This is a genomic window from Limnohabitans sp. TEGF003 (genome assembly GCF_055395455.1).
In genome coordinates this window covers 2,191,117-2,214,257 of sequence record NZ_AP029225.1, presented here as the reverse complement: position 1 = coordinate 2,214,257, position 23,141 = coordinate 2,191,117, and the positions used below count along the sequence as shown (strand labels likewise).

Here is a 23,141-nt window from a genome sequence, read left to right as displayed (position 1 = left end):
GATGGAGACAAGCATGAAATGGATCGCAAGAATCCTGTTGGTGGCCGTGGTCGCCCTATTGGCGGCAGGAGGGGCCCTCAGTGTCCATTTGCTGCGCGGCATGCCCCAACTCGATGGTGAAATTTCGCTCAAGGGCTTGTCCGGCCCGGTTCAGATCACCCGTGACGCTTCGGATGTGACCCACATCAACGCCAGCAACGCCTTGGACGCCTGGCGTGCCATCGGCTTTGTGCATGCCCAGGAGCGCGGCTGGCAAATGGCGTTCAACCGGCGTGTCATGCGCGGCGAGTTGTCTGAAATTTTGGGCAAGGCCACGCTGGACACCGACAAGCTGATGCGCACGCTGGGCATCATCGGCATGGCCCAGCAGCAGTTGAAAGGCCTGTCGCCAGCCACCCAGGCCGCCTTGCAGGCTTACAGCGAGGGCATTCAGACCGCTTGGCAAAGTGGCGCAGTGCGTCCTTCGCCCGAATTCAAATTGCTGGGCACCCAGGCAAGCGGTGCCGATGGCCAAGCCTGGACGCCCGAAGACAGTGTGGGCTGGGCCCTGATGATGGCCCTGGACTTGGGCGGCAACTGGGGCCAGGAGTTTGCCCGCTTGTCGGCGGGCCAGGTCCTGAGCAACGAACAACTGTGGCAGCTCTTGCCCGCTTACCCCGGAGAGAAACCGGCCACGGCGGTGGATTTGCCGGGTTTGTATGCCCGTCTGGGTGTCTATGCAGCCGCTGCAGCCAAAGCGGCACAAATGCCTGCTGCCGCCAGTCCCTTGGCCCAATGGTCGGCCGACTGGGTGCGCGACATGGGCATCCTGGAGGGCAAAGGCAGCAACAACTGGGTGGTGCCGGGCAGCCGCACCGTGTCGGGCAAGCCCCTGCTGGCCAACGACCCGCACCTGGCCCTGAGTTCTCCGGCCATCTGGTACTACGCCCATCTCCAAGCGCCTGCGGGTGAATTGCCCGGCGGCCACAAACACCCCGCGCTCGACGTGATCGGTGCCACCTTGCCTGGTTTGCCCTTTGTGGTGCTGGGCCGTACCCAAGGGGTGGCCTGGGGTTTCACCAACACTGGCCCCGATGTGCAGGACTTGTACCTGGAGCAACTTGACGCGGCCAAACCCGGCCAATACCGAACGCCTGAAGGCTGGGCCGCTTTCGCCGAACGCAGCGAAACCATCCGCGTCAAAGGACAGGCCGATGTCGCGCTCAAGGTGCGCAGCACCCGCCATGGTCCGGTCATCAGCGATGTGCAGCCGCAATACCAAGGCCTGATCGATGCGAGCCGCTATGCCGTCAGCCTGCGCTGGTCGGCGCTCACGCCCGACAACAAAACCATCGAAGCCGGGATGCAAGCCAACTGGGCGCAAACCGTGCCCCAACTGCAAGACGCTTTTGCCGAGCACCATGCGCCCATGCAAAGCGTGGTGATGGCCGACACCTTGGGCCACGTGGCCTACAAAGCCGTGGGCAAAGTGCCCACGCGTTCGGCCTCCAACGACATCCGTGGTGTGGCGCCATCCCCGGGCTGGCTGGCCCAATACGACTGGACGGGCTGGTTGCCCTATGCGCAAAACCCGGCGGTGGATGCCGCCCAGATCGAAAAGAAGGGCTGGCACGCCACCGCGAACCAGAACATCCTGCCGCCCGGTTATGCCCATTTTGTGGGCGGTGACTGGACCACGCCCGAGCGCTTTGATCGGATCGAGCAGTTGCTGGCGGCCACGCCTCGCCACAGCCTGCAAAGCATGCAGGCGATCCAGAACGATGTGCTGTCCCTGGGGGCCAAAACCTTGCAGGCCAAGCTGGGTCAAGTCAGTTCACAGCATCCCTTGGCCCCGGCAGCTTTGAAGCTGTTGGCCGGGTTTGACGGCCAGATGCGTACCGAGAGTGCTGCGGCTTTGGTGCTGAACGTCTGGGCCGATGAGTTGACGCGGGGCTTGTTGGTGCCGCATCTGGGGGCGGAGCGCTTTCAGGCGCTGTATGGCAAGCGCCACTTCCGGGCTGCGGTGGAGGGCATGCTGGACCGCGCCGACGCGTTTTGGTGTGGCCCGGCCGGTTGCCCCACGCAAGTGAGTTCGGCGCTGGATCGAGCGCTCGACCGCATCGCGGCCAGTCAGGGGCGGGATGTGGCGGCCTGGCGTTGGGGGGCCTGGCACCCGGCCATCAGCAGCCACAAACCCTTTGGCAAGGTGCCTTATCTGAATGCCTTGTTTGATGTGCGGGTGGAAAGTGCCGGAGATTTGTTCACGGTGAATGTGGGCCAGTACTGGGCCAATGACAAGCAAGCCCCCTTTGCCAACCGGCATGCGGCCTCCATGCGGGCGGTGTACGACCTGAGTGAAACGGGTCAGTCGGTTTTCATCTACCAGACGGGTCAGTCTGGCCATGCCTTTGATCCGCGCAGCCGCGACATGGCGCGGCAGTGGGCGCAAGGGGGCTACAGGGCTTTGCAACAACAGCCCACCGCCGTGTTGCACCACATGACGCTGAGGCCCTGAACGGCCCTGGCGTGGGCCGTGTCGAGTTCAGGCGCGTCGCTGTGCGACAAAGCCGGAGAGATAAGCCGACAGCCAAACAGGGGACAGGTCCTTGTTGAGCACTTGAATGCTGACCGTCGGGCTACCCGTTTTGGCCGCAGGCAACAAATCCTCTTCCGGGCTCAGGATCAGCGTGTGGGCCACGGTATGCCGTGAGCCAACGAATTTCTGCAGAATCTCCAAGGCCTTTTCTTGCTGCTTGCGTGGCTCGGTCATCTGAATGACCAGCAGATCGTGCTTTTCGTTCAGCAGCTCCAGCAAGGCCTCGGTCAAAGACTCCAGAAACGAGACCTGGAGCGGCATGTTCCACTGGGTGACCTCTTTTTTCAGGCGCAGGGTCAATTCAGGGGACTCGATCACCATCATGACTTTGGCACGGCGGTCGCTGGGCACACGAGGCGGCTCGGCAAAATTGTTGGCGCTTTGGTAGTTCAACACCGAGGCCAGAGAAATGCGGCGGTGCCCGCCAAAGGTTTTCCAGGCCTGCAGGATGTTGTTGTCGACCAGCTTTTGAATCGTGGCCATGGACAAGCCCAAACGCTTGGCAGCTTGCGAGCTGGTCAGAAACTCGGCGTTTTCGGGTTCTCGTGTTTCGGTATCGATCAACATGTGTGAAGGCTCTCTCGTATGTGGCAGGCTGGCGGCACGCCTTGGTGTTTTTTTGATTTTTTGAGTTGCTTGACGTTGGGTCATGGCGAAGATGGTTTTTAAGCATCAAAATCATTCATCACGGCGGTTTGAATTTTCAAGAAAAACAATTCCCAGGAACATCCCCAATTGGGGAGGTTTTGAGTGAATTTATTGAAAATATGCAAATAATTAACAAAATTGACGAAGCTCAAGAGTGCATTCAGGTGTGAGCGCTCATGGTTGGCCGTTTTGTCGGGGTGCCCGCCGTTAACATGCGGGTGACATGTCTTCACACCCCACATCCAACTTGCAGCCTTGGCAAGTCATCACAGGCGGCATTTGCGGCCTGGTCTTGACCATCGGTTTGGCCCGTTTTGCCTTCACCCCCTTGCTGCCCCTGATGCAATTGCAGACCGGTTTGAGCGATGCCGCAGCCGGGGGCTTGGCCGCCGTCAATTACGCAGGCTACATCTCGGGTGCCTTGGCTGTGGCCTGGATCGATGACGTGCGCTGGCGTCACCGTTTGTACGGCTGGGGCTTGTGGATGGCCTTGCTGACCACGGCGGCCATGGCGCTCACCACCTGGATGCCCGCTTGGGGTCTGTCGCGTTATCTGGGAGGGCTGTGTGGTGCCGGCGGCATGCTCTTGGGCTCGGGTTTGGTGCTGGGTTGGCTGATGCGGCAGGGCCGTCGCCCGGAGTTGGGGCTGTACTTCATCGGCATCGGATTGGGCGTGGTGGTGTCGGCTTTGGGGGCCTGGGGCTTGTCGTTTTTATGGCCCGATTGGTCATCGCAGTGGTTGGCATTTGCAGCGATCGGTTTGGTGTTTTTTGTGCCCGCCTGGCTGTGGCGGCCGCCTGTGCCGCCTGTTGTGGCCCCGTCGGCGGCCAGCGGCTCGGGGCCGTCCGTGTCGCGCCGCTGGATGCTGACCATGGCGGGCAGTTACTTTGCGGCAGGTTGGGGTTTTGTCATCAGTGCCACCTTCACCGTGGCCATTGTCGAGCGCGAACCGGCCTTGGCAGGACAGGGCGCAATGGCTTGGGCGCTGGTCGGTTTGGCGGCCATGCCCGCGGTGTTCGTGTGGGACAAAGTGGCCCGCCGCTTGGGTGATACCCGGGCTTTGCTGCTGGCTTTTGCCTTGCAGACCGTGGCGGTGGTGTTGCCTGCCGTGTCGGGCTCATTGGCTGCCGCACTGCTAGGGGCCATCGGTTATGGCGCGACTTTCATTGGCATCGTCAGCTTGACTTTGGCCCTGGTGGGGCGCAGGGCCCCGCAAAACCCCGGCAAAGCCATGGCCCGTTTGACCTTGAGTTATGGAGCCGCGCAAATGGTCGCCCCGGTGGTGGCTGGGGCCATGGCGCAGGCCACAGGCACCTTCAAGGGGGCACTCTGGCTGACCGCCGGGGTCATGCTGCTGGGCATGGCCTTGCTGGCCACCTTGCCGGAAGACGCCCAGGTCTGACCGGGTCACTGCCCGTCAGTGAGGGTGCTGATGGTGGGCATCGGGCACATGGGCGTGGGCGTGGGTGATGGCTTCATGCCGATGCCGATGGCTGTGTACGCCGCTGGGCATCGGGTCGTGTAAATGGTTGTGGTGTCCGTCGTCATGGCGGTGCGCGTGTTCGTGCTCAAGCACTTCGTGGGTGTGCAAGTGGGCGTGGGATTCCATCAGGTGCAGCAGCACACCCGCCAGCATCAACAGCCCGGCCACGACCATCGGCCCCGTGCCGGAGCGGTCGCCCAAGGCCCAGGCGCCCAAAGCGCCGATGAACGGCGCAAAGGCGAAAACCGAGCCGGTGCGGGCTGCACCAAAACTGCGCTGCGCGAGCAAATAAAACCGCAAGCTCAAGCCGTAGCCTGTGGCGCCTACCGCCACCAGCCCCAAAGCTCTCAGAGCCTGCGGCATGGGCTCGGCCAGCAGCCCGGCCAAAACGCCTGTGCACACCGCGCCCAGCGAGGCTTTGACCAGAACCACCTGGCCCGGATCGCGATCGGCGACACCGCGCGACAGGGTGTTGTCCACCCCCCAGGCCAAGGTGGCCAGCATCACGGCCAGCAAACCCCACAGCTGAACTTGCCCCAAGCTGCCTTGTTCCATGACCAGGACCATGCCGCCCGCCAGCAGCAAGGCCACCGCCAGGAATACCCTTTTGTCCAAGGTTTCGCCGTACCAACGCCAGGCCAGGAGCGCCGTGAACACGGCCTCCAGCGTGAGCATCAGCGAGGCGCTGGCACCGCTGGTGTGCTGCAAACCCCAAGCCAAAGCCACCGGGGCGATCACGGCACCTGTGACCCCCATGGCCAGCAGTCTGGGCGCGTCGCTTTTTTTCAGGCGCGCCTCTTGGGTGGCCGGTCGCCTTGAAACCCAAGCCACCCCAGCGGCACCGGCATAAAGCAAGCCCGCCGTCGTGAACGGCCCCAGCCCTTGGCCCATGTTTTGCACCAGGGGCGTGCTCAGCCCGAACAGCGCGGCCGAGAGCAAAGCCAGCAGGCCACCGCGAAGGGCGGGATGGGGGGATGCGAGGCTCACCCTTTATTGACCGGTGAAATTGGCCGCGATGAAGTTGCCGGGCAGGGTGAAGAACATGTAGAGGGTCTCCTTGGATTTGTCCTTGGCCGTCGCGTCCTTGAACGTCACTTTCCATTCCTGGCCCTTTGGGCCATCGACAGCCTCGATGCTGGCGGGCTTGACCGTGCGCCAGCTGGCGTCGAGTTTGCCGCTTTTGATCAGCGCGTCTTTGCGTTGCAGCGCACAGCCGCTCACGGTGGCTTCAGCCGCAGGTTTTTTGCCGTGAAAGTGGCAGCTGTTGCCCGGATCGGCCAAAGCGCCGGGGGCCCAAAAGGCGGTGCACAGGGTCAAGGCGGCGAGGGTGATTTTGGTCATGGGGTGTCCAGTCGGTGTTGGAATCAGGCGATCATTTCAAGGTGTTGCGGCTGTCGTCGGTGGTGTTCTGAATATCCATGTCCTCGTGCGCATGCTGGTGTTCGGCTGCGGGGAAGCGGAAGCTGTCGGGGTGGATGTCGTGCTGGTAGCCGTGCAACTGCGTGAACAAGAGGTAAATGCCGGCGTAAATCAGGCCCAGGTTGGCCAGGTGGCTGAATCGCTGGAACGAGGGGCGCTGTCGCCACAGGGCCAGCACCGCCACCATCACGCTCAAGGCGGCGATCTGGCCGAATTCCACACCCACATTGAAGCTCAGGATGCGCCAGAGCATGGCCACCGGGTCGTCGCCCAAGGGCAGCTGCTGCAAGCGGGTGGACAGGCCAAAGCCGTGCAGCAGGCCAAAAACAAACACCGCCTTGAGCAGGTTGGGCGAGGGTATGTTCAGGTGTTTTTGAAAGCCCCCGTTGTTGTCAAAGCCCTTGTAGATCACGCTCAGGGCGATGATGGCGTCGACCAGATAGAAGTTCCAGGTGATCTTGAAATAGGTCGCGAAGATCAGCGTGATGCAATGGCCCAGCGTGAAGACGGTGACAAATTTGGCGATGTCCTTGAAAGTGGTCAAAAAGAAGACCACGCCCAATAGAAAGAGCAGGTGGTCATAACCCGTGAGCATGTGGCTCGCACCCAGGCCCACGTATTGGAGGTAGCCGCCGTCGAGCATGCGCTGGCGGTCTTCGTCGGAAATGCCGTGGGCCCAGGCCAGGGCTGGCAAAGCGCACAACAGCCAGGCCAGCACAGGGCGTGTCAGGAAATTTTTCATAGATCAGGGAACGGTTGTGCAGGTGAAGCAAGGATGTGACAGGGCCTGCGGGAGAGCTGCCACGGCTCTCCAAGGATTTGGTTTCAATTTTACGAACGCAACCGTGTTGCGCGCTTGGGTAAGGGCTTCCCCTGCACGAAGGAGGGTCAAGGCTTTGCAGGCCCGGCCAGTGCCAGCGGCACCTCATCGGCCAAAAAATCAAACACCGCCCGCATCAGGGCACTGGTGCGCAGCTCGCGGTGCACCGTGAGCCAGATGGGCAACACGGGCAGCTCGATCATGGGCAGGATGGCGGTGACCGTGGGGTCTGAGCCGATCAGGTGCTCGCTCATGAAGCCCACGCCCAGCCCGGCTTGCACCGCAGCCCATTGGGCGTTCAGGTCGTCGGTGCGCAGACCGTGGCGCAGCCTGCTGGCCGGAAAACCCAGCGCCACAAAGCCGTCTTCGATCTCGGTGTGGCGGTCGCCCGTGATCAGATCGTGCGCCAGCAGGTCCCCCGGTTGCTGCGGCGTGCCTCTGCGCTGCAAATAGCTTTGGTTGGCGCACGCACGTAGAGCCAACTGGCCAATCTGTTTGGCCACCAGGCTGCTTTGCTCGGGCCGCACCATGCGCAGCGCCATGTCGGCCTCGCGCATGAGCAGGTTGCTCACCGAGTTGCTGACCAGCAAATCCATCACCACATCGGGCAGGGCCTGGCGCATGCGGGCCAGGATGGGCGGCAACAAAAAGCAGGCCACGGGCTGGCTGGCCGACAGCCGCACCCGGCCTTGCACCGTTTGCCCTGAGCCCGAAGCCATCCGAGAAAACCGCGCCGCACCGTCTTGCATGGCGTGGGCCGCCTCGGCCAGTTCCAGCGCTTGTGCGGTGGCCTGCAGGCCGCGCCCGGTGCGCTCGAACAGGACGAGTTTGAGTTGCTCTTCCAGCTCGGCGATGTGCCGCCCCAGCGTGGGCTGGCTCACCCCGGTGGCGCGGGCTGCGCCCATCAGGCTGCCGTGTTCCAGGGCCGCCAAAAAAGAGGGGATGAGCGCCCAGTTGAAGTTCGAGGTATTCATGAATGAATGGCTGGTGGTTGGTTTTATGCAATTGTGCAATGGCTCCAGGGTCCAGACAATCCACCTCATACCCTTTTGAACACTTTTTAACCAGGAGCCCCACCATGAACAGAAGACAAATGTTGCGCATCGCAGGCGGCGGATTCATCGCCGCCGCCACCGTGACCAGCTTGACCGGCTGCGACAGCAGTCTGCCGCCCGAAGCGATTGCTGCGTGGAACCTCCCGGCCGACAGCCTGGAGATCCGCCGTTGGGTGCTGTCGCACGCCTTGCTGGCACCCCACGCGCACAACCTGCAGTCGTGGCTGGTGGACTTGGACACCCCCGACACCATCGTGCTGCGCATGGACATGACGCGCCTGCTGCCCGAGACCGATCCGCTCTCGCGCCAGCTGGTGATCAGCCAGGGCACCTTCATCGAAGTGCTGGACTTGGCAGCCCGCCAGCGCGGCTACCGCACCGAGGTGGCGATGTTCCCTGAAGGCGAGTACAGCGCCCAAGCCCCCGACACGCGGCCCACGGCCCGCATCCGGCTGGTGCGCGACGCGCAGGTGCAGCCCGACCCCTTGTTTGCGCAGGTGTTCCTTCGTCACACGCACAAGGGTGTTTACGAGACCCGCACGCCCGACGCCGTTGCCTTGCAGGCCGTGCGTGACAGTGTGAAAGGTTTGCCCGTGACATTGGGCCTGGTGACCCGGGGCGAAGAGGCCGCCATGGCCCGCCACGCGCAAATCGCCATGGACGCCTGGCGCACCGAGCTGGTTACCCCGCGCACGCTGCTGGAGTCCTACCATGTGCTGCGCATCGGCCCGAAGGAAATTGCCCAGCACCGCGACGGTATCTCGCTGAACTCACCCATGGTGCGGGCGCTCAACGCCCTGGGTTTGTTTGACCGCACCAAGGCCTCGGCCCCAGACAGCTCGGAAATCAAGGGCCAGCTGGAGCGCTTCAATGCCGCCATTGCCAGCACCCCGGCTTATTTTTGGCTGAGCACCGAGCGCAACGACCGCATCACCCAACTGCTGACCGGCCGCGCCTATGTGCGGGCGCAATTGGCCGCCACGGCGCAGGGCCTGTCCATGCACCCCTTGTCGCAGGCCTTGCAGGAATACCCCGAGCAAAAGCCGCACTACCAGGCGGTGCACCAGTTGCTGGGCGCTGCCGAGCGGGGGCACACGGTGCAAATGTGGACGCGCCTGGGCCACGCCCCGGCCATCGGGCCTGCGCCGCGCCGGGGGCTGGAGGCACATTTGGTCAAGGGCAATCGTTCTGCGTAGTCTTCGTAGGTCGGACCTTCAGGTCCGACGGACTTGGCAGAACCACGCTGTTTGAGTGTGTCGCTGCGCGGTGATGCATGTCGGGCGGGAAGGTCCGACCTACAACGATGCACCGGGTGTTCACCCCGTCCATCGGCGTTGCACAATGCCCCATCATCAAAAGAACGCCGGACCAGGCGGACAGGGGAGCCCATGAACACACCCAGCCAATCGCCAGTGCAAACGTCGCTCACCCGCGACTTCGCCGAGCAGCACATGCACACCATCCTGGCCCGTCTGGCTGGGCCGGGCGCGGTGCCCCGGGCCGACCAGGTAGACGCGGTGCACGCCGTGCTGCAACCGGCCTCGCGCGTGCTGGTGGTGCAGGCCACGGGCTGGGGCAAGTCGGCGGTGTATTGGGCGGCCACGCACGCGATGCGCAGCACGGGCGCGGGCCCCACGCTGGTGGTGTCGCCCTTGCTGGCGCTGATGCGCGACCAGGTCAGCGCCGCCGAGCGGGCGGGCCTGAAAGCGGCCACCGTGAACTCCACCAACTTCGATGACTGGGACGAGGTGTTCCAGCGGCTGGACGCCGACGCCATCGACGTGTTGCTGGTTTCGCCCGAGCGGCTGGGCAACCCGCGTTTTGCGGCGCGGCTGGGCGCTTTGCTGGCCCGGGTGGGTCTGATCGTGATCGACGAGGCGCATTGCATCAGCGACTGGGGTTTTGACTTTCGGCCCGACTACCAGCGGCTGGCGCGGGCGCTGCTCTCGACGCCCACCGCCAGCGTGCTCGCCACCACGGCCACGGCCAACGAGCGGGTCACGCTGGACATTGGCAAGCAGTTGGGCGCGGGCACGGTGACTTTTCGCGGCACGCTGGCCCGCACATCGCTCACGCTGTCGGTGGTGCCCGGTTTGTCGCCCTTGCAGCGCTACGCCTGGATCGCTGATGCGCTGGAGCAATTGCCCGGCTCGGGCATTGTGTATGTGCTGACGGTGGCCGAGGCCGAGCGGCTCACGGCGTTTTTGTGCAGTTGCGGCCATGCGGTCGAAGCCTACAGCGGTCAGACCGATGCCGACACGCGCCTGAAGGTGGAAGAGCGTTTGCGCCACAACCAGGTCAAGGCGGTGGTGGCCACCTCGGCGCTGGGCATGGGTTACGACAAGCCGGACCTGGGCTTTTGTGTGCATGTGGGCTCACCCTCGACCCCGGTGGCCTATTACCAGCAGGTGGGGCGGGCGGGCAGGGCAGTGGCGCATGCCGAAGGGGTGTTGCTGCCGTCCGATGCCGACGAACGCATTTGGGATTACTTCGCCACCGCGTCGATTCCGGACGCGGCCACGGCCGCCAAGGTGTTGAGGAGTTTGGGCAACGACGGGCGCAGCTTGCTGGAGATCGAAGCCGACACGGGCGTGCGCCGGGGGCGGCTGGAAGCGCTGCTCAAAATATTGGCCGTTGAAGGTGTGGTGGACAAGGACGGCCCCACTTGGCGCGCCACGGGCGTGCCCTATGAACACGACAGTGCCAAATGGACCGCGCTGGCCCAGGTGCGCCAGCAAGAGGCGGGCATCATGCGCCAGTACGCACACGGTGCGGGCTGCCTGATGGCGTATTTGCAGACCGCGCTGGACGACCCTTCGCCCGCGCCCTGCGGGCGCTGCTCGGTGTGCACCGGGCATTTGCCCTTTCCAGGCCTGTCGCCCTCACAAGACAAGCTGATCGCCGCCCGCAACTTTTTGCGCGGCATGGACGTGGACATCGAGCCGCGCAAACGCTGGCCGGGTGGGGTGGGGCGCAAAGGGAGTATTCGCGGCTTTGACGTGGGGCGTGCGGTGGCCTTTGCCGATGATCCGGGCTGGGTGGCCGAGCTGCAGGCGCTGCGCTTGGCCACAGGCGGGCAGGGCGCAGGCTCGGGCGAGGTGCCGCCTGAGCTGCTGGCCGGGGCCGTGGCCACACTGGGCCGCTGGGCCAAAACCTGGCCTGCGCGGCCCGTGTGTGTGGTGCCGCTGCCCGCGCCGAACATGGCCGCCAACCGGCAATTGGCGGCGCACATCGCTCAAAAAGGCCGCTTGCCCTTGAACGACGTGTTCAGCTGGCGCGGCGGCCCCGCGCCGGATGACGCGGCGTCCACCCCGGTGGTCGCGCACCTGGAGTCGGCCATTCGCCTGGCACCCGATGCCGCACTGCCCGCCGGGCCGGTGCTGCTGGTGGCCACCGATGTGCGCACCCGTTGGACGGCCACGGTGGCGGCGGCGCTGTTGCGTGAGCACGGGGCGAGCCAGGTGCTCTTGCTGGCCTTGCACCTGCGGCCTTGAAACTGAGCAGGTCTTGCAGGTCGCGGGCTTTAGCCCCGACATGCGGTGTGCGCCAAGCTCACACCTGTTGGAGCTGAAGCTGCGACCTGCCAAATGCCTTGGTGCATGATCGGCACCAATTTTTGGCAATTTCACCATGACCGACGACACACACGACACGCCCCTGGTTCAAGAACCCCGCCTTTGGCAAGACGAACACTGGACGGCCCAGGTCATCAAAAACGAGGACGACGATGGTTGGGCGGTGGCGATGTACAAAGTGGGCGGGTCTGAACCTGCGCTGGTCGGCCCCTGGACCATGGGCCGCGACAAAAAGAACCCCAAGCCGCTGGACGGCGCGGCCTTCATCACCTTGGTCAAAACCGCCAGCGAGTTTGTCCGCCGCAGCGAGCAACAGCTGCACGCGCAGCTCAACCAAAGTGTGACCGTCAATGGCCAAGACAGCCGCGTCACGGTGCTGCTGCGCATCGTGCCCGACGAGGACAACCCCTACGCGGTGCTGAGTGCGCAGGACGAGGGCGGCGATGCGCTGGCCGAAGTCAAGGTGGATGCTGATTTCAAACTGAACCGGCAAACAGCCCAGGCCTGGGTGGACGCCGACTTTGCCAAGCCGGGCAGTGGGCGGCGCTGAACAGTGGTCGGTTTCTTATGAACTCGTCTGCAAGCGTTGTCCTGTGCTTTAAAACGGCTGCATCGCCAGCAGGCTGGCTGCCACAAGGGTGCAGCCTGGGGCTTTGTGGGCGCTTGCCTGCAAGCGATGGCTGTACATGGGTGCTTGACTTGTTTGCGCAGTGCTGGCAACTTGACGGTTTTACTCCCGTGAACACGCCATGACACGTCATGGCTTTGGAAAGACCTCATGAGCCGACAAGCAGCGATCGACCGGGCCCAGCGCCATTTTGACGAGGGCCATTTTCAGAAAACCCTGGCTCGCCGTGTGGCCGCGCCGACTGAAAGCCAAAATCCCGAGCGTGCCGAGCAGCTGCAGGCTTACCTCACACAAGAGATGCAGCCGGCCTTTGAAGCCATGGGCTTTGCCTGTCGCCTGCTGCAACACCCCAAGGCCAAAGCGCCTTTTTTGTGGGCCGAGCGCATCGAAGACCCGGCCTTGCCCACGGCCTTGGGTTACGGCCACGGCGATGTGATCCGGGGTCTGGACAAAGAGTGGCGCGAGGGCTTGTCGCCCTGGTCGCTGACCGAGCAAGCCGGGCGCTGGTATGGCCGGGGCATTGCCGACAACAAGGGCCAGCACAGCGTCAACCTGCAGGCCATGGCCTGTGTGCTGGCCGAGCGCGGACGACTGGGCTTCAACGCCAAATACCTGATCGAGATGGGCGAGGAAACCGGCTCGCCCGGTTTGCGCGATGTGTGCGCCGATCACCGCGATTTGATGCAAGCCGATTTGCTGATCGCCTCGGACGGCCCCCGCCTGCGGGCAGACCGGCCCACGATTTTTCTGGGCTCGCGCGGTTGTATCAATTTTGAACTGAGCATCGAGGCCCGTGCGGGTGCGCACCACTCGGGCAACTGGGGTGGTCTGATCTCCAACCCCGGCATTCAGATGGCGCATGCGCTGGCCAGCCTGGTGTCGGCCAATGGCGAAATTCTGGTGCCCGAGTGGAAGCCTGCGGCCTTGCCCGCATCGGTGCGCCGCGTGTTGGCCGATTGCGAAGTCGATGGCGGCGCCGACGGACCCGAGATCGAGCCTGGCTGGGGCCAGCCCGGCCTGAGCCCTGCCGAGCGTGTGTTTGGCTGGTCGTCCTTTGAAGTGCTGGCTTTCAAGACTGGCAACCCCGACACGCCCGTCAACGCCATTCCGGCCCGTGCCTGGGCCTGCGGCCAGCTGCGGTTTGTGGTGGGCATTGACCCGGACGACATCCTGCCCGCCTTGCGCAGGCACCTGGACCGGCATGGCTTCGGGATGGTGAAGGTCAAGGCCGCACGGGACGAGTTGTTCAAGGCCACCCGCATCGACCCCGACGACGATTGGGTGCGCTGGGCGGTGGATTCGCTGAGCCGCAGCACGGGCAAAAAACCGGCGGTGCTGCCCAACCTGGGCGGCTCTTTGCCCAACGACATCTTCACCGATGTGCTGGGCCTGAAAACCATTTGGGTGCCGCACTCCTACCCGGGTTGCTCGCAGCACGCACCCAATGAGCATTTGCCTGCCGAGCTGCTGCGCGAGGCGCTGAGCGTCATGACCGGTTTGTATTGGGATCTGGGCTCGGGCGCTGTGCCTGCGCTGTCACGTTGAAAGTCTGAAATGAACGCACGCTACACCTGTTTTTGCCAAATCTCGGACCTGCTGGAGGCCGAGCCCTCGCTGCGCGAAGCTCGGCAACACTTGCACAAATTTCCTGAATTGTCGTTCCAGGAAAAGTCCACCGCGCAGTGGGTGGGGGACCGGCTCGAAGGCTGGGGTTACCGCGTCACCCGCAACGTGGGCGGGCATGGCCTGGTGGCCACGCTGAGCAACGGAGAGGGCCGGGGCATTGCCTTGCGTGCCGACATGGACGCCTTGCCGATCCACGAAGAAACCGGCAAGCCCTATGCCAGCGCCCATGCGGGCACCATGCACGCCTGTGGTCACGATGGACACACGGCCATGTTGATGGGGGCCGCCCAGCAACTGGCCAAAACGCGGCAATTCCAGGGCACGGTGCACCTGGTGTTTCAGCCGGCCGAAGAGGCGGGCAAAAACAGCGGTGCGCAGCAGATGATTGCCGATGGCCTGTTCGAGCGCTTTCCCTGTGACGCGATTTTTGGCATGCACAACCACCCGGGCGCGGCGCAAGGCACCTTCATGTTTGGCAAGGGCGCTTTCATGTCGGCCTCGGACACCTGCCGCATCAAGGTGATTGGCCGTGGTGGCCATGCCGCACGTCCCCACCAGGCGGTGGACCCGGTGGTGATCGCGGGCAGTTTGATCATGGCCTTGCAGACCGTGGTCTCGCGCAACATCGACCCCACGCAAACGGCGGTGGTCACCATCGGTTCGGTGCACGCGGGGCAGGCTTCGAACGTGATCCCCGAATTCGCCACTTTGGGTCTGAGCATCCGCTCCTTCAGCCCCGAGGTGCGCAACCGCCTGCAAGAGCGCATCACCCAGCTGGTGCGCGATCAGGTGAGCTCGTACGGCGGTGAGGTCGAGATCGAGTACGAGCGCGGTTACCCGGTGGTCATCAACAGCGATGCCGAAACCGATTTCGCACGCCAGGTGGCCGAAGAACTGGTCGGGCCCGAGCAGGTGGTGTATCCCTTCGGCCCAGTCACGGGCAGCGAAGATTTTGCGTATTACCTGCAGCACAAGCCCGGCAGCTTTTTGCGCCTGGGCAATGGCCTGGACAGCGTGATGCTGCACAACGCCCGTTATGACTTCAACGATGCGAATTTGTCGGTGGGCGCAGCGTACTGGACGCGGCTGGTGGAGCGTTTTTTGAACGAGCCAGCTTGAGGTGTCGGGTGGCCGGGCCATCAAAACAAGCATGGCCCCGCAGGTCGACCCCTTGTACTTTGTAGGAGCCAGCCCTGCTGGCGATGAGCACGCTGGTGGTCTGCGAACCTTCATCGCTTGCAGGGCAAGCTCCCACAAGGGAACAAACAACCGATGCCATAACCAGTTTTTTTCGTTGGCAAACAACCGATGCGATACCCGTTTTTTGTGGGAGCCAGACCTGCTGGCGATGCGACGGTCTGCCGAGCGGTGGAGTTTCGCCCTCAGTCGTCCAGACCGGTGGCACCGATGCGGTGGGGCAGGGGCTTGGGGCCGCTGATGCGGTACATCACCTGGCCGGGCCAGGACAGGTAGCCATCCAGACGCCTTGAAAACAGCACGCCGTTGGTTTGGCTCTTGAAGGTGGTTCGGCCTTTGGGGCCTTGGGGGTTGGCCGGGTCGATCACATCGCAAATCGGCTGCCCTTTTTTGACCTTGGCACCGGGCTTGACGTGGAACACCAAAAAGCCGGTGCAGGTGCTGTAGCCGACGTCCATGCCGCTCATGGGCGCGGGCGCGGTTTTCACCTTTTTCAGCGGCGCGGCCTTGCCGCCGACCACGCCCTGGCGCACCAGCCAGCGGTACAGGTTTTGTGCATCCGATTTACCCAAGGCGTCGCTCACATCGTGCTGGCTGCGCATCTCCACCGTCACGGCCATGCAGGCTTGCGGGATGTTGGCTTGGGGGAATTGTTCGGCCAGCCGCGCCCACAGCACGCTGTTCACACCTGAAAACGTCAGGGCCTTGGGGTAGGGGTCGTTGTACATCGTGGCTTCAACGCCCAGGTCAGCGGCCAACGATGTCAGGGTGCCGGTGGCCACATCGTTTTTGGCACCAAACAAATGCAGCGCGGCATAAATGTCGCAATGCAGATCGAGCACAAAGTCCGCGTCGCAACTGAGCTTTTGAACTTCCACGCGCAACGTGCCCAACTCGTTGAGCGGACGCAGCTCGTTCAGGCATTCAACTGCCGCCTTGCGGATGGTGCGCACATTGGCGTCGGCGTCCGTTCCCAGCTTGCTGCCCACGCGCTCGGCCACGGCGTCGCTCAGGTCGATCCAGTTGCGGTTGAAGTTTTCGTAGCTCAGCAGGTTGTAGCGGCCTGCGTGCGAATTGCCCACCAGCTGCGCCTGACCAATCGGATTGACCGTGGGCACCAAAATGATCTCGCCCTGAATCAGCCCTTTTTTGTCGGCTTCGGCCAGCATGGGCATGAGGTGGTGCATGGCCATGGTGCCGGGCATTTCGTTGGCGTGGATGGCCGCCTGCATGTAGACCTTGGGCCGTGCGCCGACTTTTCCAAAGCGCAAAACCGAAATGCTGCGCTGGCTGCCGGGCGTCATGCTGGGCAGTGTGATGGAACTTTTTTTGATGGCCATGCTGTCTCCTGTTTGATTGTTGAGCCTGTTTCTAAAGCATAACCCTAATGTTGCTGAGGCGATTTAGGGGTAACGTGTGGTTCAGGCTGAAAAGCTTGCTTCAACATTCCAATCAGGAGACGACCATGGATGAAAACGGATTGCGCGGATTGATCGAACAGGTTCGGGTCAAGGACATCAGTCGCAAGGACTTCATTCGAAAAATGATCGGCTACGGCTTGACCGTGCCCATGGCCTCGCAGTTGCTGATGTCCTCGGGCATTGCCCAGGCGCAAACCGCATCCAGCTACAAGCCGACCAAGCGCGGCGGTGGAGGCCCTCTGAAGATGCTGTGGTGGCAAGGCCCCACCTTGCTCAACCCGCACTTTGCTGTGGGCACCAAGGACCAGGAAGGCTCACGCATTTTTTACGAACCCCTGGCCGGTTGGGACCACGAGGGCAACCTGGTGCCCTTCCTCGCGGCTGAAATCCCCAGCACCAGCAACGGCGGTTTGTCGCGCGATGGCAAATCGGTGACCTGGAAACTCAAGCGCAACGTGCTGTGGCACGACGGCAAGCCATTCACCGCCGACGACGTGGTGTTCACGGCCGCTTATGCCGCCGACCCCGCCACCTCGGCCGTGACGATCGGCTCCTACAAGGACATCAAGGTCACCAAGATCGACAACTACACCGTCAAGGTGGAATTTGCCAAACCCACGCCGTATTGGGCCGATCCTCTGGTGGGCAATCTGGGCATGATTTTGCCCAAGCATTTGTTTGAAGCCTACAAGGGTGCCAAGTCGCGTGAAGCGCCCAACAACCTCAAGCCCGTGGGCACCGGCCCGTACAAGTTTGTCGATTTCAAGCCGGGTGACATGGTGCGCGGCGTCATCAACACCGATTACCACGAAGCCAACCGCCCTTTCTTTGACAGCATTGAGATGAAAGGCGGCGGCGATGCGGTGTCGGCCGCGCGTGCTGTGCTGCAAACCGGTGAGTTCGACTACGCCTGGAACCTGCAGGTGGAAGACGAGTTGCTGCTGCGGCTGGAGCAAGGCGGCAAGGGCCGCACTGCCATCACACCCGGCGGCAACATCGAGTTCATCCAGCTCAACATGACCGACCCCTGGACCGAAGTGGACGGCGAGCGTGCCAACAGCAAGACCAAGCACCCGATCCTGAGCGACATCACTGTGCGCCAGGCGCTGAACATGCTGGTGGACCGCGATGGCGTGCAAAAGTTCATTTATGGCCGCACCGGCATTGCCACCGCCAACTTCCTGAACAACCCGCAGCGCTTTGTCTCCAAAAACACGCGCTACGAATTCAACGTTGACAAGGCCAGTGCCTTGCTCGAAGGTGCGGGCTGGAAAAAAGGCTCGGACGGCATCCGCGTCAAAGACGGCAAGCGTTTGAAGCTGGTTTTCCAGACCTCGATCAACGGACCGCGCCAGAAGACGCAGCAGATCATCAAGCAGGCTGCGCAAAAAGCCGGTATCGACATGGAGCTCAAATCCGTGACCGGTTCGGTGTATTTTTCGTCCGACCCGGCCAACCCCGACACCTACACCAAGTTCTTCTGCGATGTGCAGATGTACACCACCACCATGCCGCAGCCGGACCCTGAAAAATTCATGGACCAGTACTGCTCGTGGGAGTTCGCCACCAAGGCCAACAAGTGGCAGGGCCGCAACAGCACGCGCTGGTCCAGCCCCGAGTACGACGCCACCTACACTGCCGCACAAAGCGAGATGGACCCGATCAAACGCGCGGCCATGTTCATCAAGATGAACGAGCTGGCCATTGCGGGCGTCTGCATCATCCCGGTGGTGTACCGTCCACGCACATCGGGCGCGGTGAACAGTCTGGTGGCACCGCTCAGCGGCTGGGACAACGACCTGTGGTTGCTCAAGGACTGGTACCGCAACACCTGATCGCGCGCCATGTTCAGTTACATCCTGCGGCGAATCCTGATCGCCGTACCCAGCTTGCTGGGCATCAGTTTTGTGTTGTTCTCGGTGCTGGCTCTGGCCCCCGGTGATCCTTTTGGCGAGTTGGTCAACAACCCCAACATCCCGGCCGAGGTGGCGGCTTCCTTGCGTGCCAAGTTCGGTCTGGACGATCCACTCATGGTGCGCTACTGGAACTGGCTGTCGGCCATGGTGCAGGGCGACTGGGGCTTTTCCTTCATCAGCCGTGTCGATGTGGAAACGCTGATCATGCAGAGGTTGCCGATCACCTTGCTGGTGATTGGCTCTTCGCAGATTTTGGCGTTGTGCATTGCCATTCCGGTCGGGGTGTACGCCGCGTCCAGGCCTTATTCGCTGTTTGACCAGGTGGCCAGCACGCTTGCCTTCATCGGCTTTTCCTTGCCCACGTTTTTCACGGGCATCTTGCTGATCCTGTTTTTCAGCATCCACCTGGACTGGCTGCCGTTTGTGTACCGCGCCGACATCGCTGAGACCGGCTGGCGTTTTTACTGGGAGCACCTCAAGCAGATGATCATGCCGGTCACGGTGCTGGGCCTGTTCCAGGCCGGCTCATGGACGCGCTATGTGCGCTCGGCCGTGCTCGATGTGATTCGCCTGGACTACGTGACCACGGCCCGCTCCAAGGGCCTGGCCGAAAAGGTGGTCATCACCAAACATGTGCTGCGCAATGCGCTGATTCCGGTGGTGACCCTGGTGGCCCTGCAGATGCCGGCCATTTTTGGCGGCGCCATCGTGACGGAGCAGATTTTCAGGGTGCCGGGCATCGGCTCGCTGATCATCAGCTCCATGCTGGCCAATGACACCCCGGTGATCATGGCGGTGACTTTCGTTTTTTCCGCGCTGGTGATTGCGTGCAACCTATTGGCAGATATCGTGTATGGCTGGCTTGACCCCCGCATCTCCTTTGCCTGAGACGGCGCCCAAACCCCGAGCCCCGGTCTCGCCGGGCCGCGAGGCCTGGCGGCGTTTCAAACGCCACCGTCTGGCCGTGATCTGTACCGTCATCCTGGCGTTCATCGTGCTGGCGGTGTTGCTGGGCCCATGGCTGTGGCGTGTGCCCATCAGCGACATCGATTTTTCTGCCCGCATGCAGCCGCCCACCTGGGCACACCCGCTGGGCACCGATGACCTGGGGCAAGACCTGCTGGCCCGCATGTTGTACGGCGGGCGCATTTCCTTGGCCGTCGGTCTGGCCGCCATGCTGATTGCCATCAGCGTGGGGGTGGTGATCGGTGCGGTGGCAGGCATGTCCAAAGGCCCGGTCGATGTGTTCCTGATGTGGCTGACCGATTTGTTTTTGTCGCTGCCTCAGTTGCCCTTGCTGCTGCTCATTTTTTACCTGTTCAACGACAGCCTGAAGAAATGGGTGGGCACCGAGATGGGCGTGTTCATTTTGGTGGTCGCGGTCATCGGCGGCTTGCGCTGGATGCCGGTGGCCCGGCTCGTGCGCGCGCAATTCCTGTCGCTGCGCGAGAAGGAATTTGTGGAAGCGGCCCGCGCCTTGGGGGCCAGCAAATGGCGCCAAGTCACGGTGCACATCCTGCCCAATGCCATGGGGCCGGTGATCGTGGCGGCCACCATCGATGTGGCGGCGGCCATCATCGCCGAGTCGACCCTGTCTTTTCTCGGCTTGGGTTTCCCGCCTGACATCCCCACCTGGGGCCGCATTTTGTTCGATGCCAAGGACCACATGGACATTGCGCCGCACTGGGCCTTGTTCCCTGGCTTGTTGATTTTCATCACCGTGTTGACCATCAACTACATCGGTGACGGTCTGCGCGATGCCTACGATCCGCGCCGTGTGCTTTAAAGAGGTTGACGGATGTCCCAAGCGTTGTTGAAAGTCCAGGACCTGCAGGTGCACTTTGACACCGACGACGGTGTGTTGCATGCGGTGGACGGGGTGAGTTTCCACATCGACCGCAGCGAGACGCTGGGTGTGGTGGGCGAGTCCGGCTGCGGCAAAAGCGTCACGGCCATGACCATCATGAAACTGCTGGCCATGCCCCCCGGGCGCATCGCGCATGGCCAGATCTGGTTCGAAGGCCAGGACCTGGTGCAGGCCGATGCCAAAGCCATGCAAAAAATTCGTGCCCGCGAGATTGCCATGGTGTTCCAGGAACCCATGACCTCGCTCAACCCGGTGCTGAGCGTGGGCGAGCAAATCGGCGAGTCTTTGCGCCTGCACGAGGGCTTGAGTGTCAAGCAGGCCAGGGCCCGTGCCATCGAGATGCTGGGCCTGGTGAACATCCCCAAACCCGAAAGCCGGGTGGACGACTACCCACACCAGTTTTCAGGCGGTATGCGCCAGCGCGTGATGATCGCGATGGCGCTGTCTTGCAACCCCAAACTGCTGATTGCCGACGAGCCCACCACCGCGCTGGATGTGACCATTCAGGCGCAGATTCTGGACCTGCTGGACCGGCTCAAGGCGCAGATGGGCATGTCCATCCTGCTGATCACCCACGCCATGGGCGTGGTGGCCGAAACCTGCCAGCGGGTGGTGGTGATGTATGCGGGCCGCGTGGTCGAAGAGGCCACGGTCGAGGACCTGTTCGGCTCGCCCGCACACCCTTACACGCAAGGCCTGATCCGTTCCATTCCGCGCCTGGACCTGGACAGTGCGCACAAACAGCGCCTGCATGCCATTCCCGGCTCGGTGCCCAAGTTGATCCTTCCACCTCCCGGTTGCCGCTTTGCGCCCCGGTGTCCGCACGCCAACGCCCGTTGCACGTCCGAGATGCCCGAGTTGCGTGAGCTGGCATCGGGTCACCGGGTGGCTTGCCACTTTGCGATATGACCACAGACACTGTCACCAAGCCCCATGCCACGGTCGCGTCCGACGCGGTCAAGCCTGCGCCCGACCTCTTGCAGGTCAAGGGCCTGACCAAATACTTCCCGATCAAGGGCGGCATCTTCAGCACCGAGGTGGGCCGTGTGCACGCAGTGGACGGCGTCACGCTCAGCATCGCCGCCGGTGAAACCCTGGGCATGGTGGGCGAGTCCGGTTGCGGCAAGTCCACCACCGGGCGCTGCATCCTGCGCCTGATCGAGCCCAGCAGCGGCGAGGTCCGCTTCAATGGCCAGGATGTCACCGCCATGGATGCCCAGGCGCTGCGCGAGGTGCGCCGCGACATGCAGATCATTTTTCAGGACCCGTTTGCCTCGCTCAACCCGCGCATGACGGTCGAAGCCATCATTGGCGAAGCCCTGACCATCCACAAGCTGACCAAGTTGCCCTCTGAATACCAGGCACGGGTGGTCGAACTGCTGGAAACCGTGGGCCTGAACGCCGACCACATGCGGCGCTTTCCGCACGAGTTTTCGGGTGGCCAGCGCCAGCGCATCGGCATTGCGCGCGCCTTGGCGGTCTCGCCCAAACTGATCGTGTGTGACGAGCCGGTGTCAGCGCTCGATGTGTCCATCCAGGCGCAGGTCATCAACCTGCTGGAAGACCTGCAGGCCAAGATGGGCCTGACGTATCTCTTCATTGCGCACGATTTGTCGGTGGTTGAGCACATCAGCAACCGGGTAGCGGTGATGTACCTGGGCCGCGTGGTCGAGATCGCGCCTTCGCGCGATTTGTACACCCGCCCCAAACACCCCTACACCGAGGCCTTGCTCTCGGCCGTGCCCATTCCCGACCCCAAGGCCAAGAAGCAGCGCATTGTGTTGACGGGCGATGTGCCCAACCCCGTCAATCGGCCCACGGGCTGCCACTTTCACCCGCGTTGTCCCAAGGCCACCGAGCGCTGCAAGGTGGAAGAGCCCGTACTCAAGGCCGTGGGGCTGCAGCACCAGGCCGCGTGCCACCTGAACGACTGAGACCATGCAGATGCAGGCCCCGGTCACTTTGTTGGTGCATGGCGGTGCGGGCACCTTGACGCGTGCAGACCTCAGCGCAGACCAAGAGCGCGACTACCGCGAGGCCCTGCAACAGGCCTTGCTGGCCGGGCAGACTTTGCTGCTGCAAGGCGGCTCGGCCCTGGAGGCGGTGGTGGCGGCGGTTTGCGTGATGGAGGACTGCCCCTTGTTCAATGCGGGCAAGGGCTCGGTGTTCACCCACGAGGGCCGCAACGAAATGGACGCGGCCGTGATGGACGGTGCCACAGGCCAAGCCGGCGCGGTGGCCGGGCTGGTGTCGGTGCGCAACCCGGTTTTGGCGGCGCAGGCGGTCATGCAGCGCAGCGGGCATGTGTTTTTGATGGGGCAGGGCGCCGAGGCCTTTGCCCGTGCTCAGGGCCTGGCCCTGGAGCGGCCCGAGTATTTTCACACCGCGCACCGCTGGCAACAGCTGCAAGCCGCCTTGGCCCAAAACCAGGTGATGCTGGACCACGATGGACAGCATGCGCAGGCTCAGCCCGAACCCATCGACCGCAAGTTCGGCACCGTGGGGGCGGTGGCGCTGGATGCACACGGCCACCTGGCCGCTGCCACCTCGACGGGCGGCATGACCAACAAGATGTTCGGCCGCGTGGGCGATTCGCCCCTGATTGGCGCGGGCACCTACGCTTGCGACGCCACGGCGGCGGTGTCGGCCACGGGCGCAGGCGAATTTTTCATGCGCGGGGTGGTGGCACACGACATCGCCGCCCGCATGGCCTATGGCGGTTTGACGTTGGCACAAGCCACCCAAGCGACGATGCGTGACAAGCTCGACGCCACAGGCGGGCGCGGTGGCGTGATCGCGCTCGACCGACACGGCCACTACCAGTTGGCCTTCAACACCGAAGGCATGTACCGGGGCGTGGTGCAAGGCGATGGCCCGCCGCAGATCGCGATTTACCGGGATTGAGCCTGCA

19 protein-coding genes are annotated in these 23,141 nt (G+C 63.1%); 13 read left to right on the top strand and 6 right to left on the bottom strand.

What is annotated here, in order from left to right:
- Window positions 1–13 precede the first annotated feature (13 nt).
- Window positions 14–2,494 (top strand): penicillin acylase family protein, encoded by a 2,481-nt coding sequence (locus ACZ5RT_RS10855; protein ID WP_464452454.1) that lies wholly within the window; start codon window positions 14–16, stop codon window positions 2,492–2,494.
- A 27-nt stretch (window positions 2,495–2,521) separates the two neighbouring features.
- Here ACZ5RT_RS10855 and ACZ5RT_RS10850 read toward each other — a convergent pair whose 3' ends face one another.
- Window positions 2,522–3,142: an excisionase family DNA-binding protein gene (locus ACZ5RT_RS10850; RefSeq protein ID WP_464452453.1), complete on the bottom strand. Its 621-nt coding sequence runs from the start codon at window positions 3,140–3,142 to the stop codon at window positions 2,522–2,524.
- 304 nt (window positions 3,143–3,446) lie between these two features.
- Here ACZ5RT_RS10850 and ACZ5RT_RS10845 point away from each other — a divergent pair, with 304 nt between their 5' ends.
- The gene (locus tag ACZ5RT_RS10845; RefSeq protein WP_464452452.1) at window positions 3,447–4,625 is read left to right on the top strand and encodes a YbfB/YjiJ family MFS transporter; all 1,179 of its coding nucleotides are present in this window, start codon (window positions 3,447–3,449) and stop codon (window positions 4,623–4,625) included.
- A 15-nt stretch (window positions 4,626–4,640) separates the two neighbouring features.
- On the opposite strand, the gene ACZ5RT_RS10840 is transcribed toward ACZ5RT_RS10845, so the two are convergent.
- The 4 genes from ACZ5RT_RS10840 to ACZ5RT_RS10825 form a co-directional block, all read right to left on the bottom strand.
- Window positions 4,641–5,693: a DMT family transporter gene (locus tag ACZ5RT_RS10840; protein ID WP_464452451.1), complete on the bottom strand. Its 1,053-nt coding sequence runs from the start codon at window positions 5,691–5,693 to the stop codon at window positions 4,641–4,643.
- A gap of 3 nt (window positions 5,694–5,696) precedes the next feature.
- Window positions 5,697–6,047: a DUF6488 family protein gene (locus ACZ5RT_RS10835; RefSeq protein ID WP_464452450.1), complete on the bottom strand. Its 351-nt coding sequence runs from the start codon at window positions 6,045–6,047 to the stop codon at window positions 5,697–5,699.
- 31 nt (window positions 6,048–6,078) lie between these two features.
- Entirely contained in the window at window positions 6,079–6,867 is a 789-nt protein-coding gene (locus tag ACZ5RT_RS10830) for a HupE/UreJ family protein (RefSeq protein WP_464452449.1), read from the bottom strand.
- 146 nt (window positions 6,868–7,013) lie between these two features.
- Window positions 7,014–7,919, bottom strand: a complete 906-nt coding sequence (locus tag ACZ5RT_RS10825; RefSeq protein WP_464452448.1) for a LysR family transcriptional regulator — start codon at window positions 7,917–7,919, stop codon at window positions 7,014–7,016.
- 104 nt (window positions 7,920–8,023) lie between these two features.
- Here ACZ5RT_RS10825 and ACZ5RT_RS10820 point away from each other — a divergent pair, with 104 nt between their 5' ends.
- From ACZ5RT_RS10820 to ACZ5RT_RS10800, 5 genes are all read left to right on the top strand, one after another.
- Window positions 8,024–9,196 carry an Acg family FMN-binding oxidoreductase gene (locus tag ACZ5RT_RS10820; RefSeq protein WP_464452447.1) on the top strand — a complete coding sequence of 391 codons (1,173 nt, stop codon included), beginning with the start codon at window positions 8,024–8,026 and terminating at the stop codon, window positions 9,194–9,196.
- Window positions 9,197–9,388: 192 nt separating this feature from the next.
- Window positions 9,389–11,494 carry a RecQ family ATP-dependent DNA helicase gene (locus ACZ5RT_RS10815; protein ID WP_464452446.1) on the top strand — a complete coding sequence of 702 codons (2,106 nt, stop codon included), beginning with the start codon at window positions 9,389–9,391 and terminating at the stop codon, window positions 11,492–11,494.
- 136 nt (window positions 11,495–11,630) lie between these two features.
- Entirely contained in the window at window positions 11,631–12,125 is a 495-nt protein-coding gene (locus ACZ5RT_RS10810) for a hypothetical protein (protein WP_464452445.1), read from the top strand.
- A 228-nt stretch (window positions 12,126–12,353) separates the two neighbouring features.
- On the top strand, window positions 12,354–13,748 hold the full coding sequence (locus tag ACZ5RT_RS10805; protein ID WP_464452444.1) for a M20 family metallopeptidase: 1,395 nt from the start codon (window positions 12,354–12,356) through the stop codon (window positions 13,746–13,748).
- Between the two features lie 9 nt (window positions 13,749–13,757).
- The gene (locus ACZ5RT_RS10800) at window positions 13,758–14,948 is read left to right on the top strand and encodes a M20 aminoacylase family protein (protein WP_464452443.1); all 1,191 of its coding nucleotides are present in this window, start codon (window positions 13,758–13,760) and stop codon (window positions 14,946–14,948) included.
- A gap of 263 nt (window positions 14,949–15,211) precedes the next feature.
- On the opposite strand, the gene ACZ5RT_RS10795 is transcribed toward ACZ5RT_RS10800, so the two are convergent.
- Window positions 15,212–16,366, bottom strand: a complete 1,155-nt coding sequence (locus ACZ5RT_RS10795; RefSeq protein WP_464452442.1) for a succinylglutamate desuccinylase/aspartoacylase family protein — start codon at window positions 16,364–16,366, stop codon at window positions 15,212–15,214.
- 125 nt (window positions 16,367–16,491) lie between these two features.
- Between ACZ5RT_RS10795 and ACZ5RT_RS10790 the strand changes: the two genes are divergently transcribed.
- The 6 genes from ACZ5RT_RS10790 to ACZ5RT_RS10765 are packed head-to-tail and all read left to right on the top strand — an operon-like array spanning window position 16,492 to window position 23,134.
- The gene (locus tag ACZ5RT_RS10790; RefSeq protein WP_464452441.1) at window positions 16,492–18,282 is read left to right on the top strand and encodes a peptide ABC transporter substrate-binding protein; all 1,791 of its coding nucleotides are present in this window, start codon (window positions 16,492–16,494) and stop codon (window positions 18,280–18,282) included.
- A 9-nt stretch (window positions 18,283–18,291) separates the two neighbouring features.
- Window positions 18,292–19,251, top strand: a complete 960-nt coding sequence (locus tag ACZ5RT_RS10785) for an ABC transporter permease (protein WP_464452440.1) — start codon at window positions 18,292–18,294, stop codon at window positions 19,249–19,251.
- On the top strand, window positions 19,217–20,149 hold the full coding sequence (locus ACZ5RT_RS10780; RefSeq protein ID WP_464452439.1) for an ABC transporter permease: 933 nt from the start codon (window positions 19,217–19,219) through the stop codon (window positions 20,147–20,149). The genes ACZ5RT_RS10785 and ACZ5RT_RS10780 overlap by 35 nt, the downstream gene beginning before the upstream one ends.
- A gap of 12 nt (window positions 20,150–20,161) precedes the next feature.
- On the top strand, window positions 20,162–21,139 hold the full coding sequence (locus tag ACZ5RT_RS10775; RefSeq protein ID WP_464452438.1) for an ABC transporter ATP-binding protein: 978 nt from the start codon (window positions 20,162–20,164) through the stop codon (window positions 21,137–21,139).
- Window positions 21,136–22,164, top strand: a complete 1,029-nt coding sequence (locus tag ACZ5RT_RS10770) for an ABC transporter ATP-binding protein (RefSeq protein ID WP_464452437.1) — start codon at window positions 21,136–21,138, stop codon at window positions 22,162–22,164. Before ACZ5RT_RS10775 ends, ACZ5RT_RS10770 begins: the two co-directional genes overlap by 4 nt.
- Before the next feature lie 4 nt (window positions 22,165–22,168).
- A complete protein-coding gene (locus tag ACZ5RT_RS10765; RefSeq protein WP_464452436.1) occupies window positions 22,169–23,134 on the top strand; it encodes an isoaspartyl peptidase/L-asparaginase family protein in 966 nt (321 codons plus the stop codon).
- The last annotated feature ends 7 nt before the right edge of the window (window positions 23,135–23,141 follow it).

Excerpts from the sequence above, each read along its gene's own strand:
- ACZ5RT_RS10780 (WP_464452439.1), top strand. The coding sequence starts at position 19,217 with ATGGCTGGCTTGACCCCCGCATCTCCTTTGCCTGAGACGGCGCCCAAA.
- ACZ5RT_RS10850 (WP_464452453.1), bottom strand. The coding sequence starts at position 3,142 with ATGTTGATCGATACCGAAACACGAGAACCCGAAAACGCCGAGTTTCTG.
- ACZ5RT_RS10815 (WP_464452446.1), top strand. The coding sequence starts at position 9,389 with ATGAACACACCCAGCCAATCGCCAGTGCAAACGTCGCTCACCCGCGAC.
- ACZ5RT_RS10770 (WP_464452437.1), top strand. The coding sequence starts at position 21,136 with ATGACCACAGACACTGTCACCAAGCCCCATGCCACGGTCGCGTCCGAC.
- ACZ5RT_RS10845 (WP_464452452.1), top strand. The coding sequence starts at position 3,447 with ATGTCTTCACACCCCACATCCAACTTGCAGCCTTGGCAAGTCATCACA.
- ACZ5RT_RS10810 (WP_464452445.1), top strand. The coding sequence starts at position 11,631 with ATGACCGACGACACACACGACACGCCCCTGGTTCAAGAACCCCGCCTT.
- ACZ5RT_RS10830 (WP_464452449.1), bottom strand. The coding sequence starts at position 6,867 with ATGAAAAATTTCCTGACACGCCCTGTGCTGGCCTGGCTGTTGTGCGCT.
- ACZ5RT_RS10785 (WP_464452440.1), top strand. The coding sequence starts at position 18,292 with ATGTTCAGTTACATCCTGCGGCGAATCCTGATCGCCGTACCCAGCTTG.
- ACZ5RT_RS10800 (WP_464452443.1), top strand. The coding sequence starts at position 13,758 with ATGAACGCACGCTACACCTGTTTTTGCCAAATCTCGGACCTGCTGGAG.
- ACZ5RT_RS10820 (WP_464452447.1), top strand. The coding sequence starts at position 8,024 with ATGAACAGAAGACAAATGTTGCGCATCGCAGGCGGCGGATTCATCGCC.
- ACZ5RT_RS10805 (WP_464452444.1), top strand. The coding sequence starts at position 12,354 with ATGAGCCGACAAGCAGCGATCGACCGGGCCCAGCGCCATTTTGACGAG.
- ACZ5RT_RS10765 (WP_464452436.1), top strand. The coding sequence starts at position 22,169 with ATGCAGATGCAGGCCCCGGTCACTTTGTTGGTGCATGGCGGTGCGGGC.
- ACZ5RT_RS10775 (WP_464452438.1), top strand. The coding sequence starts at position 20,162 with ATGTCCCAAGCGTTGTTGAAAGTCCAGGACCTGCAGGTGCACTTTGAC.
- ACZ5RT_RS10825 (WP_464452448.1), bottom strand. The coding sequence starts at position 7,919 with ATGAATACCTCGAACTTCAACTGGGCGCTCATCCCCTCTTTTTTGGCG.
- ACZ5RT_RS10855 (WP_464452454.1), top strand. The coding sequence starts at position 14 with ATGAAATGGATCGCAAGAATCCTGTTGGTGGCCGTGGTCGCCCTATTG.
- ACZ5RT_RS10790 (WP_464452441.1), top strand. The coding sequence starts at position 16,492 with ATGGATGAAAACGGATTGCGCGGATTGATCGAACAGGTTCGGGTCAAG.
- ACZ5RT_RS10795 (WP_464452442.1), bottom strand. The coding sequence starts at position 16,366 with ATGGCCATCAAAAAAAGTTCCATCACACTGCCCAGCATGACGCCCGGC.
- ACZ5RT_RS10835 (WP_464452450.1), bottom strand. The coding sequence starts at position 6,047 with ATGACCAAAATCACCCTCGCCGCCTTGACCCTGTGCACCGCCTTTTGG.